Raw genomic sequence first — 12,557 nt, 5'->3', positions numbered from 1 at the left:
ACGGGTCAGATACTGGAGATATGCCCAGGCGGCGCCAGAAGCGCGCAAACCACCGGCCCGGTCTGACTGCAGACCGCCTGATCATGGCCCATCCGACTCTGCATCAGAGTGGGGGCGGGGGATCGAGGAAAGGCGGGCGCGTGCCCACCGACAACAACATCAACCATCGTAGCCTCCAATTCGCCGCCTTGCTTAAGGGACGGACGAGGATACGCGTTACGTCGTTGCATAACCCTGAGGTGGAACCATTCCGCCCGGGGCCATAGGCACGTGCGCTGCGACTGAGCGCTATATAAGATGGAAAGCCGGGGTTGCACAGCGATTTTTTTTGGTGAACGTCGCCCCTGCGACTTCATGGCCGAATCTCCCGCACCGCATGGCTTTGACCTCTAATTCCGCTTGGCACCTTGCGGGTTCCAGCCCGGACGCCGGCTCCGCCACAAATCTCATTTTCGCCACTTTTGCGGCCCAAATTGGCCATGTCGCGCTGGCCTTATGCGCATAGAGGACGACGCGACATGATCCCCTGCCGGGGTCGGAAGCACTCCCGCCCGGTCTCCCCCGACCGGCCTACCGGAGGTGTCCTCTCCAGCCTGCCCCGGCTGGTCTACCAAACGGCCACCGCACCTGCCCCCCGCGGTGGCCGTTTTCTTTTTATCGATTCCCTCAGATGTCGGGCGCGGGCATCCGCCCGCTGGGCTTGCCCTGCAATGGTGTGGACGTCTCACGCGATTGATTCCGGGCACGTTGAATTGGGCAATTGATCCAGCGCTTTGTGCCGCCGCCGCCTGCGGCCTATAGTCGGGACCCCTTCGACTCCGGCGCCCAGGGCCCATGACGTCACCTCAGCTTTTCACCGGCCGCGACCTGCTGTGCCTGCGCGGCGGGCGCCTGGTGTTCCAGGACCTGGACTTCCAGCTGGCGGCCGGCGGCTGCCTGACCCTGGTGGGACCCAACGGCAGCGGCAAGTCGACGCTGCTGCGCCTGATGGCCGGCTTGCTGAAGCCCTTGCGCGGCACCATCGCCTGGAACGGTGTGGCCTTGGGCCAGGATCCGGAGGCGCACCGGGCCCGCCTGCATTATGTCGGCCACCTGGACGCGGTGAAGGCCAGCTTCACCTGCCGGGAGATGCTGGCCTTCTGGGCCGGCCTGCGCGGCGGCGTCGGGGTGGACGCGGCCTTGGACGCCTTCGCCATCGACACGATTGCCGACGTGCCCGGACGCTTCCTGTCGGCGGGGCAGCGCCGACGCCTGTCGCTGGCCCGCCTGGTGGCCGCACCGGCGCCCCTATGGCTGTTGGATGAGCCCACCGTGGGCCTGGACCGTGCTTCCGTCGCCCTGCTGGAAGAGGCCATTGCCCGTCATCGCGCCGGTGGCGGCCGGGTGGTGCTATCCACCCATATCGACCTGGCGACTCCGGGTGGCGAGCTTCTGGACCTGGCCACCTTCGCGCCCGTCGAGGATGATCAGGACGGGACGGAGGACGCCGCCTGATGCTCCGCCTCATTCTGCGTGACCTGCGCCTGGTGCTGCGCCAGGGCAGCGACGCCACCGCCGCCCTGATGTTCTTCGTGCTGTGCGTGGTGCTGTTCCCCTTCGGCGTGGGGCCGGAGCCCAACGTGCTGACCCGCATCGCCCCCGGCGTGCTGCTGATCGCGGCCCTGCTGGCGGCGCTCTTGTCCATGGAGCGGCTGTTCCAGGGCGATTTCGAGGACGGCAGCCTGGAGCTGCTGCTGCTCTCGCCCTTGCCGGCGGAGGGCGTGGCCATTGCCAAGGTGGCGGCCCACTGGCTGGTGACGGGCGTGCCCCTGATGATCGTGGCGCCCCTGCTGGCGCTGTTGCTGCGCATGCCGGCAGACCAGCTGGGCCTGCTGGTGGGCACGCTGGCCCTGACGACGCCGCTGCTCAGCCTCATCGGTGCGGTGGGGGCGGCCCTGACCCTGGGCGCCCGGCGCAGCGGCGTGCTGCTGCCCCTGCTGGTGCTGCCGCTCTACATCCCCGTGTTGATCTTCGCTGCCGCCGGCCTGGACGCCGGCCTGTCCGGCCTCTCCCCCCGGCCGCACTTGCTGCTGCTGGGCGGCATGCTGTGCGGCGCGCTGGTGCTGGCGCCGCTGGCCATCGCGGCGGCGCTGCGGGCGGCGCATGAGTAGCCGGCCCCAGGTCTAGGGACGAGCGTTAACCAATCCATTGCCCGGGTACACCATTGGGCCTGATCCATATCAATTTACAGTGTATCCCGATGGCAAAGGCCGGAGGGCGTGATACATAACGGGGGCCATGCATCGCTTCGCCAACCCCGCCCGCTTCCTGAGGATCGCCAACGCCGTGCTGCCGTGGGCGGCGGGCCTGTCGGCGGTCTGTTTTGCGGCCGGGCTGTACCTGGGCCTGTTGGTGTCGCCGCCGGATTACCAGCAGGGCGATACCGTGCGCATCATGTACATCCACGTGCCTGCCGCGTGGATGGGCATGTTCACCTACAGCACTATGGCCGTGGCCGCCGCCGCCGCCCTGGTGTGGAAACATCCCCTGGCCGAGGTCTACGCCAAGGCGGCCGCGCCCCTGGGCGCTGGTTTCACCGCTCTGTGCCTGCTGACCGGGTCGCTGTGGGGGGCGCCGATGTGGGGCACCTGGTGGGTGTGGGACGCGCGGCTGACCAGCGTGCTGGTGCTGTTCTTCCTTTATCTTGGCTACATGGCCCTGGTGGACGCCTTCGACGATCCGGCGCGGGGGAACAAGGCCGGCAACATCCTGTTGCTGGTGGGCGCCGTGAACGTGCCCATCATCAAGTTCTCGGTGGAATGGTGGAACACCTTGCACCAGCCGGCCAGCGTCTTCCGCCTGGGCGGCCCCACCATAGCCGCCAGCATGCTGTGGCCCCTGCTGCTGATGGCCGTGGCCTTCCAGAGCTATTTTTTCGCCGTGGTCATCCTGCGCATCCGCGCCGGCTTGGCCGCGCGCCGGGTGCAGACCCTGCGCCTGGGCCAGGCCAACTGAACCGGCGGTTGGGACAAGAAGACCGAAGGCGGTCGTTCCGGGCGCGTGATAACGTAATGGTCGTGCCAACTTCGCGGTCCTTCCGGACCGTCCGGCAGTGGTTGAGAGTGTGATGGACGGGTTCCTGTCGATGGGCGGATACGCCGCCTATGTCTGGTCATCCTACGGGGCCGCGGCCGTGGTCCTGGTGGGCCTGCTGGTGCTGAGCCTGTCCGGCCTGCGCCGGGTGGAACGCACCCTGGCCACGCTGGAGGCGGCCAAACCCCGCCGCAAGCGTGAGCCCAAGGCCGCCCCAGCCCCCACGGCCACCCCTGCCGCCGAGACCACACCCGGGGGCGCGATATGACCCGCAAACGCCGCCGGCTGATGATCCTGGCGCTGGCCCTGCTGGGCCTAGGCACCGCCACCGCGCTGACCCTGTCGGCCTTCCGCGACAATATCGTCTTCTTCTACAGCCCGTCGGATCTGGCGGCCAAGCCTCCGGGCGGGCGCACGGTGCGTATCGGCGGGCTGGTCGAGGCCGGCAGCCTGAAGCGCGAGGGCGGCATGACCGTCACCTTCCAGGTGACCGACACCGCCAGATCGCTGCCCGTCACCTACACCGGCATCCTGCCGGATCTGTTCCGCGAGGGGCAGGGCGTGGTGGCGGAGGGCAAGCTGGGCGCCGACGGCGTTTTCACCGCGACCGAGCTGCTGGCCAAGCATGACGAGAAGTACATGCCGCCCGACGTGGCCGATGCCCTGAAGCGTGCCGGCCATCCCGGCAAACCCGGCGATGCGCCCGTTGCGGCCGGGGAGGAGCACCAGACCTCCACCCTGCGCACCAATCCCTGACGACAAGACTGCGGACGACGGCCCATGATCCCCGAGCTTGGACACTACGCGCTGGTTCTGGCGCTGGTCGTCGCCCTGGTGCAGTCGGTCATTCCCCTATGGGGCGCGGCGCGGCGCGACGCCGCGATGATGGAGGTGGGACGCACGGCGGCCTACTGCCAGTTCGCGGCGCTGGCGCTGGCTTTTGGCGCCCTGACCTACGCCCATGTCGTGTCGGACTTCAGCGTCCTGAACGTGGTGGAGAACAGCCACACCGACAAGCCCATGCTGTACAAGGTGGCCGGCGTCTGGGGCAACCATGAGGGCTCGCTGGTTCTGTGGGTGTTCATCCTGGCCCTGTTCGGCGCCCTCGTGGCCGCCTTCGGCCGCAATTTGCCGGCCAGCCTGCGGGCCCGTGTTCTGGCGGTGCAGGGCATGATCGGGGTGGGCTTCCTGTGGTTCATGGTCGCCACCAGCAACCCCTTCACCCGCGTGGATCCGGCGCCGCTGAACGGCCATGATCTCAACCCCCTGCTGCAGGATCCAGGGCTGGCCTTCCATCCGCCCTTCCTTTACCTGGGTTATGTCGGTTTCAGCCTCTGCTTCTCCTTCGCCGCCGGCGCGCTGATCGAGGGAAGGGTGGACGCCGCCTGGGCCCGCTGGGTGCGGCCCTGGGCCCTGATCGCCTGGTCGTCGCTGACCCTGGGCATCGCCATGGGCTCATGGTGGTCCTACTACACCCTGGGCTGGGGCGGCTGGTGGTTCTGGGACCCGGTGGAAAACGCCAGCCTGATGCCCTGGCTGGCCGGCACGGCGCTGCTGCACTCCGCCATCGTGGTGGAAAAGCGCGACACGCTGAAAAGCTGGACCATTCTGCTGGCCATCGTCACCTTCACCCTGTCGCTCATGGGCACCTTCCTGGTGCGGTCCGGTGTGTTGACCTCCGTCCACGCCTTCGCCTCCGACCCGGCGCGGGGCGTCTTCATCCTGGCGCTGCTGGTGGTGGCGACGGGCGGCGGCCTGCTGCTCTATGCCCTGCGGGCACCTGTCCTGAAGGCCGGCGGCCTGTTCGCGCCCGTCAGCCGCGAGGGCGGGCTGGTGCTGAACAACCTGCTGCTGTCCACCGCCTGCGCCACCGTCTTCCTGGGCACCCTCTATCCCCTGTTCATGGACGCCGTCGGCGGGGGCAAGATTTCCATCGGCCCGCCCTTCTTCAACGCCACCTTCGTGCCGCTGATGGTGCCGGTGGTGGCGGTCATGGCGTTGGGGCCGCTGCTGTCGTGGAAGCGGGCGGACCTGGCCGGTGTGCTCGGCCGGCTGAAGATCGCGGCGCTTGTGGGCGTGGTGGCCGCCCTCGCCGGGCTGTGGCTGGCGGGCACCAAGCCGGTGCTGGCCGTGCTGGCCCTGGGCCTGGCCGGCTGGGCCGTCATGGGCGCGGTGGTGGACGTGGCCGACCGCATCCGCCTGTTCCGCATGCCCCTGTCCGACAGCATTTCCCGCGCCCGCCATTTGCCGCGGGGCGCCTGGGGCACCGCCATCGCCCATGCCGGGCTGGGCGTGGCCGTGGCTGGCATGGTCGGCACCTCCGCCTGGACGACGGAGGCCATCCAGGTGCTGCACATCGGCCAGTCGGTGGACGTGGCCGGCTACAGCTTCCGCCTGGACAGCGTGGCGGAGGCGCCGGGCCCCAATTACACCGCCCGCCGCGCCGTGCTGACCGTCACCCGTAACGGCGACTTCGTGGCCACCCTGGCGCCGGAGCAGCGCTTTTACCCCGTCACCCGCATGACGACGACGGGCGCCGCCATCCACACCAATTTCTTCAGCGACCTCTATGCCGTGGTGGGCGAGCCGGCGCCCGACGGCACCGGCTACAACACCCGCTTCTACCGCCATCCCCTGGTGCCGTGGATCTGGGTGGGCTCCATCCTGATGATGGCCGGCGGCTTGGTCAGCCTGTCCGACCGCCGCCTGCGCGTGGGCGTGCCGCTGAAGCGCGCCGTGCCGCGCGCCGCCGCCGCCGTTCCGCCGGCCCCCGCCGAATAAGGTTCCCCGCATGCGCCGCCTGATGTTCCTGATCCCCCTGGTGCTGTTCCTGGGCCTGGCCGGCTGGTTCGGCGTGCGCCTGAAGCAAATCGACCGGGGCGACACGCCCGACCGCCTGCCCTCCGTCATGATCGACAAGCCGGTGCCGGCGTTCGACCTGCCGCCCCTGGTGGACGGGCAGCCGGGCGTGGCGTCCACCGGGTTGGCCGACGGGAAAGTCCGTCTCGTGAACTTCTGGGCCAGCTGGTGCGCGCCCTGCCGCTCGGAACACCCAATCCTCATGCGCCTGGCAGGGCAGGGGGTGGACATCCGGGGCATCGACTACAAGGACAAGGCGGCGGACGGCCAGGCCATCCTGGCCCGCGACGGCAACCCCTACGCCGCCGTCGCCCGGGATGAGAGTGGCCGCACCGCCATCGACTTCGGCGTGTACGGCGTGCCCGAGACGTACGTCATCGACCGCCAGGGTCGCATCCGTTACCGCCAGGTGGGGCCCATCACCCCGCAGGATCTGCAGAACCGCATCCTCCCGCTGATCAATGAGTTGTCGAAATGAGGCGGGTGCTTTTTACCCTGGTCCTGGCGGCTACACTGCTGTCCGGCCCCTTGGCGCGCGCCGTGCAGCCGGACGAGATGCTGTCCGACCCGGCCATGGAGGCGCGGGCGCGCGCCATCTCCAAGGACCTGCGCTGCCTGGTCTGCCAGAACCAGTCCATCGACGACAGTGACGCGCCCCTGGCCCGCGACCTGCGACTGCTGCTGCGCGAGCGGCTGGTGAAGGGTGATACGGACGCCCAGGCGGTGGCCTTCCTGACCGACCGCTACGGCGACTATGTCCTGCTGCGCCCGCCGGTGCGGCCGGCCACATATCTGCTGTGGTTCGGGCCCTTCGCCCTGCTGGTCGTGGGGGGGGGCATCCTGCTGTGGCGGGGCCGGCGCGGTCCGGTGGGGGCGGAGGCGGTGGCGCCGCCCCTGACGGCGGAGGAAAAGGCCCATCTGGCCATGCTGATGCGTGATGAGGACGAAGGGAAGGGGCGGCCATGATGGCGTTCTGGATCGCCGCCGCCCTGCTGACGGCGGGCATCCTGCTGGCGCTGCTGCGCCCGCTGATGGTGGCGCGCAAGACGGAGGCCGCCGGTTCGCCCGAGGTTGACATCTACAAGGACCAGTTGGCGGAGATCGAGCGTGACGTGGGGCGCGGCCTCCTAACCGACGACCAGGCCGCCGCGGCGCGGACGGAGGTCGGCCGGCGCCTGCTGGCGGCCGATGCGCGCGCGAAGTCGGCGCCGGTGGCGCCCGCGACGCCGGCGAAGCCCTCCCGCACGCTGGCCACCACGCTGATGGCCGCCGTGCCGCTGCTGGCCATGGGTATCTACCTGCGCCTGGGCAGCCCCGACCTGCCGGGCCAGCCGGCGGGCGGGCGCACCGACCAGACCGCCGGCGTCCAGGCCCAGGCGGTGCTGAAGACCCTGCAGGCCCGGGTCACCGAGAACCCCAAGGATCTGGAGGCGTGGAAGGCCCTGGCCACCGCCCAGGGCATGACCGGCCAGAACGACAAGGCCGCCGCCTCCTGGGCGAAGGCCGTGGAGCTGGCGCCCGACGACGCCAATCTGCAGGCCTCGCGCGCCGAGGCGCTGGTGCTGTCGGCCGACGGTGTGGTGGGGCCGGAGGCGAAGCAGGCCTTGGGGCGGGCTTTGGCCCTGAACCCCAAGGAACCGCGCGCCCGGTATTACGACGGCCTGGCCACGCGTCAGTCGGGCGACCTCAAGGGCGCCATCACCCGCTGGTCCGCCCTGCTGGCTGAAAGCCCGGCCGACGCCCCTTGGGTGCCCTTCCTGCGCGGACAGCTGGGTGAGACGGCGACCGAGGCGGGCATGGATCCGGCGGCGGTGACGCCGCAGCCCCTGCCGCCCGCCAACCCGACACCCGCACCTAATGCTGGTACCCCGGGTCCGACAGCCGACGACATGGCCGCCGCCTCCACCATGTCCAGCGGCGATCGCAACGCCATGATCCAGGGCATGGTCCAGCGTCTGGCCGACCGGCTGAAAACCCAACCCGAGGATGCCGAAGGCTGGTCGCGCCTGGCCCGCGCCTATCGTGTGCTGGGGCAGAACGACAAGGCGGCGGAGGCCGAGGCCAACGCCAAGCGCTACGGCGGCGGCACCGCCGGCGCGCCCGCCGGTGCCGTTCCGCCCGGCATGCCCGACCCCGCCACCATGACGCCGGAACAGCGGTCGGCCACGGTGAAGTCGCTGCTGGCTCAGTTCCAGGCGGCGGCGGAGAAGGAGCCGGACAAGCCCGAGGGCTGGGCCCGTCTGGCCCAGGCCTACGAGGCGACGGGCGACGTGGCCAAGACGCGGGAAGCCTGGGCCAAGGCCGTGGCCGCGGCACCCGACGATGGCGAGATCAATCTGGCTTATGCCCGCGTGCTGCTGCCGGCCGACGGCGGCCATCCGCCGCCGGCCTTCTTCACCGCCCTGCGCGTGGTGCTGAAGTCCTCCCCCAACAATCCCCAGGCCCTGTGGTACCTGGGTTTGGACGCGGCGGAGGGCGGGCGCAAGGCTGAGGCCAAGGACCTCTGGGGTCGCTTGTTGCCTCTGCTGCCCGAGGGATCCGACGACCGCAAGGAACTGGAGGGCCGGCTGAAGGCGCTGGGTTCCTGAGTCGTTTAGCGGCTTGATCCTACAGGGGTAATTCAAAGGTGCGGGACGGGATGCCGCCGGTGTGACATCCTATCCCTCGGGTTGGTGCCAAGGGCGGTGCAAACCGGGGTTGAATGACCTAAAGTGTGGGTATTGCCCCATTTCGCTGGCGCCGCCCTATCCATGCGGCATACGGCCCCGTCTCAGGATCCCCTTTCCGCGATGAACGAGTCGTCCCCCTTGCCTTCCGCCGCCGGTCTGGCCGGCGTGGTGGATGAGCATCTCCGGTGGATCGGTCAGTGGCACCGCGCGGCCTTCTTCAACTTGGGCGACGGCGCCCCCCTGCCCACACCGGTGGCTTTTCCCGCCTGGGTGCGGGGCGCTTCCGGCAGCGAACTGGCGGACCAGCCGGCCATCGACCGGGCGATCTCGCTGCACGACCAGATGCACCGCATGGCCCGGTTGGTGCACATGCGCGCGGCCGAGGGCCAGCCGCCCTCCCTGCAGTCGTACGAGGCGGTGATCGAAAAGTTCGACGAGTTCATGCTGCTGCTGCGCCGTATCGAGCGGGCGTTCAGCGTGGCCGGCAGCGGCATCGACCCGCTGACCGGCCTGCGCAACCGCACCGGCCTGCGCGAGGAGATGGAGCGCGAGGTCAACCGCTACCGCCGTACCGGCCGGCCCTTCTGCGTGGCGCTGTGCGACCTCGACAAGTTCAAGTCGGTCAACGACACCTATGGGCATGAGGCCGGCGACCGTGTGCTGATGGCCGCTGCCGGCGCCGTGAACCAGGGCATCCGCAGCTTCGACGAGGCCTTCCGCCTGGGCGGTGAGGAAATCCTGATTCTGCTGAAGGACGCCACCATCATGGACGGCTATGCCGTGGTGGAACGCCTGCGCCAGGATATGGAGACCCTGTCGGTCGCCATCGGCGGCGGGCGCGCCATCCGCTTCACCGCCAGCTTCGGCCTGGCCGAGGCGCGGCCGGATTGCGATCCGGAGGATCTGGTGGCGGAGGCGGACGCCGCCCTCTACACCGCCAAGCGGCAGGGCCGCAACCAGGTGGTGCGCGCGACCTTGCCGGCGTGAGCCCGGGCCCGGCGGGGCATCTGTGCCCCCGGCGCGCCCTGGCCCGCCACAGGAGCCGCGCACCTGCCATGAGGCTTGACCGCTTGGTCAGGATCACCCGCCTGGGGTAACCGGTCGCCTTATTCGGGCGGTCGGACCTGATTCCGTGCGTCGCCGTGGTGGCGCTCGGCTGCCGGGTCCGCTAGCTTGGAACCAATTCCACCGTTTAAATTCCTGGTCTTGCCGCCCATGCGCACCGTTCCCGAATTTCCCAACCTGTTCGTCGCCGACCACCCGCTGATCCAGCATAAGCTGTCGCATATGCGGGACAAGCGGCGGTCCACCATGGGCTTCCGCCAGCTGCTGCGCGAGATCGCGCTGCTGATGGGGTATGAGCTGACGCGCGACCTGCCGTTGACCACGGAACGGATCGAGACGCCGTTGGTGGAGATGGACGCGCCCGTGATCGAGGGCAAGAAGGTCGCCGTCGTTCCCATCCTGCGCGCCGGCCTGGTGATGGCCGAGGGCCTGCTGGAGCTGATGCCCGGCGCGCGCGAGGGCCATATCGGCCTGTACCGCGACCATGAGACCAAGCAGCCGGTGGAATATCTGGTGAAGCTGCCGGCCGCCGCCGGCCGCACCTTCATCCTGGTCGACCCCATGCTGGCCACCGGCAACTCCGCCGTGCACGCGGTCGACGTGCTGAACCGCCACGGCGTGGCCGACGACCAGATCCGCTTCATGGCCTTGGTGTCGGCGCCGGAAGGCGTGCGCGTTTTCCACGACGCCCACCCCGAGGTGAAGGTCTACACCGCCGCCCTGGACAGCCACCTGACCGACGACGCCTACATCGTTCCCGGCCTGGGTGACGCGGGCGACCGGCTGTTCGGAACCAAATAAGATTGCCTCAGGCGCCGGCGGACCATCCGGCCCTTGGCTATCCTCGCTTTCCAGTCCACTTCGTTTCCCGGAAAGCTCCGGCGGACGCAGTCGCGTCCTAGCCCAGTTCCAAAGGAACTGGGCCTCAAGTGGCGGAACGAGCAGAAGTGGCGCTTGTTGCGCTTCATTCCGCCGGCGGGATCACCAAGATCTTGTCGATGCGGCGGCCGTCCATGTCCACCACCTCGAACCGGTATCCCGCGTGGCTGATGCCTTCGCCCACGCGGGGCAGGTGGCCCAGCTTGAACAGCAGGAAGCCGGCCAGGGTCAGGTAGTCGCCACCATCGCGCAGGCCCGGCAGATCCAGAACGTGCGACGCCTCATCGATGTCCATGCGGCCGTCGATGAGCATGGAACCGTCCTCCCGCCGCACGAACTCATCCTCGTCCACGTCGTGGGCCTCGGGCAGGTCGCCGGCGATGGATTCCAGGATGTCGGTCAGGGTGACGATGCCCTCCGCACTGCCGTACTCGTCCACCACCAGGGCCATCTGCTGGCCGGAGGAGCGGAACAGTTCCAGCAGGCGCATGACCTGGGTGCCGTCGTGGACGATCAGCGCAGGGTTGGCCAGCTTGCCCAGATCCGGCGTTTCGCCCGCCAGGACGGCGTCCAGAACGGCCTTGGCGTGCAGCACGCCCACCACCTCGTCCAGGCTGCCGCGGCAGATGGGGAATCGGCTGTGGTGGCTTTCCTGTATTTCCTTGGTCAGCTGGTCGACGTCGTCGTTCAGGTCCAGCCACATGACGTCCAGGCGCGGTGTCATGATGGCGCGCGCCGGCCGGTCGGACAGGCCCAGCACGCCCTCGATCATGCGCTTCTCCTCCGGCTCGAACACGCCGGCGGCGGTGCCCTCCGCGATCAGGCTCTTCACCTCTTCCTCGGTGACGGCGTTCTCCGGCTTGCCGGCGGCACCGAACAGCTTCAGCACCAGTTCGGTGGCGGCACCCAGGAACCAGGCCACGGGCGACGCGACGCGCGAGAGGCCCAGCAGGAAGGGGGCGGTCAGCACGGCGATGCGCTCGGTCGCGAACAGGGCCAGGCGCTTGGGCACCAGCTCGCCCACGATCAGCGACAGCAGGGTGATGCACACCACCACCAGGGCCACGGCGATGCTGTCGGCGTGTGGCGCCAGCGCCGGGATGGTGGCCAGGCTTTCCGCCAGGGGTCCCGACAGGGTGGCGCTGCCGAAGGCGCCCTCCACGATGGCGATCATGGTGATGCCGATCTGCACCGTGGAGAGGAAGTGCGAGGGGCTGTCCTGCAGGGCAAGGGCCGTGCGGGCCCCGCGTTGCCCCTTCTCCGCCAGCGCGGTCAGCCGGCTGCGCCGGGCGGACAGGACGGCCAGTTCGGACATGGCGAAAAAGCCGTTCAGCAGGATCAGCAGAACAAGGATGGCGACTTGCAGGTAAAGCATCAGGGCGGCGTCGGGGCCTGTCGGGGAAGGAAGGTGCACGCGGCACGATAGCATGGACGGATAGTCTGTCGCGTCCCGCCATCACAGGGGCAGCTAAGTTTTACGGCTTATGCCTTCAAAACGGCGACGGAGCCAGGGGTGCCGCCATGACGTTTTCGCGACCATCGCCCGGTCAGCCGCAAGTGTCTTGATTCCCGTCCGGACTCGTATTATCTCCGCTAGCACTCACCGGGGTTGAGTGCTAACAGCAGGCTCGACCCCACAGCTTTTGCCTTTTAAGGGAGAGATCCTATGAAGTTCCGTCCGCTGCACGACCGCGTGGTGGTGCGCCGCGTCGAGAGTGAGCAGAAGACCGCCGGCGGCATCATCATCCCCGACACCGTCAAGGAAAAGCCCCAGGAGGGCGAGGTCGTCGCCGTGGGCCCCGGCGCCCGTGACGAGCAGGGCAAGCTGATCGCCCTGGACGTGAAGGCTGGTGATCGCGTGCTGTTCGGCAAGTGGTCCGGCACCGAGGTCAAGATCGATGGGGCCGAATACCTCATCATGAAGGAATCCGACATCCTGGGCATCGTCGCCTGATTGGATGACCGGGCAGGCCGACCCTGACGGGTCGCCGCCCTGTCGTGTTCCCCTCAAAG

The 12,557-nt window shown here is 68.9% G+C and carries 13 protein-coding genes; 12 read left to right on the top strand and 1 reads right to left on the bottom strand.

The features are described from left to right. The first annotated feature begins 834 nt into the window (after positions 1-834). From ccmA to upp, 11 genes are all read left to right on the top strand, one after another. On the top strand, positions 835-1,494 hold the full coding sequence (gene ccmA / locus P5F91_RS06755; protein ID WP_145610954.1) for a heme ABC exporter ATP-binding protein CcmA: 660 nt from the start codon (positions 835-837) through the stop codon (positions 1,492-1,494). Beyond that, positions 1,494-2,150 carry a heme exporter protein CcmB gene (gene ccmB, locus P5F91_RS06750; RefSeq protein WP_145610955.1) on the top strand — a complete coding sequence of 219 codons (657 nt, stop codon included), beginning with the start codon at positions 1,494-1,496 and terminating at the stop codon, positions 2,148-2,150. Before ccmA ends, ccmB begins: the two co-directional genes overlap by 1 nt. A 127-nt stretch (positions 2,151-2,277) precedes the next feature. Then, entirely contained in the window at positions 2,278-2,994 is a 717-nt protein-coding gene (locus tag P5F91_RS06745; RefSeq protein WP_145610956.1) for a heme ABC transporter permease, read from the top strand. 112 nt (positions 2,995-3,106) lie between these two features. Then, on the top strand, positions 3,107-3,340 hold the full coding sequence (gene ccmD, locus P5F91_RS06740; RefSeq protein WP_277906859.1) for a heme exporter protein CcmD: 234 nt from the start codon (positions 3,107-3,109) through the stop codon (positions 3,338-3,340). Then, complete coding sequence (gene ccmE, locus P5F91_RS06735; protein WP_145610958.1) at positions 3,337-3,828, top strand: cytochrome c maturation protein CcmE; 492 nt, start codon at positions 3,337-3,339, stop codon at positions 3,826-3,828. The genes ccmD and ccmE overlap by 4 nt, the downstream gene beginning before the upstream one ends. 24 nt (positions 3,829-3,852) lie before the next feature. Next, positions 3,853-5,853, top strand: a complete 2,001-nt coding sequence (locus tag P5F91_RS06730; RefSeq protein ID WP_277906858.1) for a heme lyase CcmF/NrfE family subunit — start codon at positions 3,853-3,855, stop codon at positions 5,851-5,853. A gap of 10 nt (positions 5,854-5,863) precedes the next feature. Further along, positions 5,864-6,409 (top strand): DsbE family thiol:disulfide interchange protein, encoded by a 546-nt coding sequence (locus tag P5F91_RS06725; protein ID WP_044562582.1) that lies wholly within the window; start codon positions 5,864-5,866, stop codon positions 6,407-6,409. Then, the gene (locus P5F91_RS06720; RefSeq protein WP_277906857.1) at positions 6,406-6,897 is read left to right on the top strand and encodes a cytochrome c-type biogenesis protein; all 492 of its coding nucleotides are present in this window, start codon (positions 6,406-6,408) and stop codon (positions 6,895-6,897) included. The genes P5F91_RS06725 and P5F91_RS06720 overlap by 4 nt, the downstream gene beginning before the upstream one ends. Continuing rightward, positions 6,894-8,519, top strand: a complete 1,626-nt coding sequence (gene ccmI, locus P5F91_RS06715) for a c-type cytochrome biogenesis protein CcmI (protein WP_277906856.1) — start codon at positions 6,894-6,896, stop codon at positions 8,517-8,519. Before P5F91_RS06720 ends, ccmI begins: the two co-directional genes overlap by 4 nt. 201 nt (positions 8,520-8,720) lie before the next feature. Next, positions 8,721-9,587 carry a diguanylate cyclase gene (locus P5F91_RS06710; protein ID WP_145610963.1) on the top strand — a complete coding sequence of 289 codons (867 nt, stop codon included), beginning with the start codon at positions 8,721-8,723 and terminating at the stop codon, positions 9,585-9,587. Positions 9,588-9,815: 228 nt separating this feature from the next. Further along, a complete protein-coding gene (gene upp / locus P5F91_RS06705; RefSeq protein WP_040848149.1) occupies positions 9,816-10,466 on the top strand; it encodes a uracil phosphoribosyltransferase in 651 nt (216 codons plus the stop codon). Between the two features lie 163 nt (positions 10,467-10,629). Here the strand turns inward: upp and P5F91_RS06700 are convergent, their stop codons facing one another. Next, the gene (locus P5F91_RS06700) at positions 10,630-11,919 is read right to left on the bottom strand and encodes a hemolysin family protein (RefSeq protein ID WP_145610965.1); all 1,290 of its coding nucleotides are present in this window, start codon (positions 11,917-11,919) and stop codon (positions 10,630-10,632) included. A gap of 291 nt (positions 11,920-12,210) precedes the next feature. On the opposite strand from P5F91_RS06700, the gene groES reads away from it, so the two are divergent. Continuing rightward, a complete protein-coding gene (groES, locus tag P5F91_RS06695) occupies positions 12,211-12,498 on the top strand; it encodes a co-chaperone GroES (protein ID WP_040848135.1) in 288 nt (95 codons plus the stop codon). The last annotated feature ends 59 nt before the right edge of the window (positions 12,499-12,557 follow it).

Origin of the sequence: Nitrospirillum amazonense (genome assembly GCF_029594735.1) — a bacterium.
Lineage (GTDB): Bacteria > Pseudomonadota > Alphaproteobacteria > Azospirillales > Azospirillaceae > Nitrospirillum > Nitrospirillum amazonense.
This window is presented reverse-complemented; position numbering and strand designations above follow the sequence as displayed.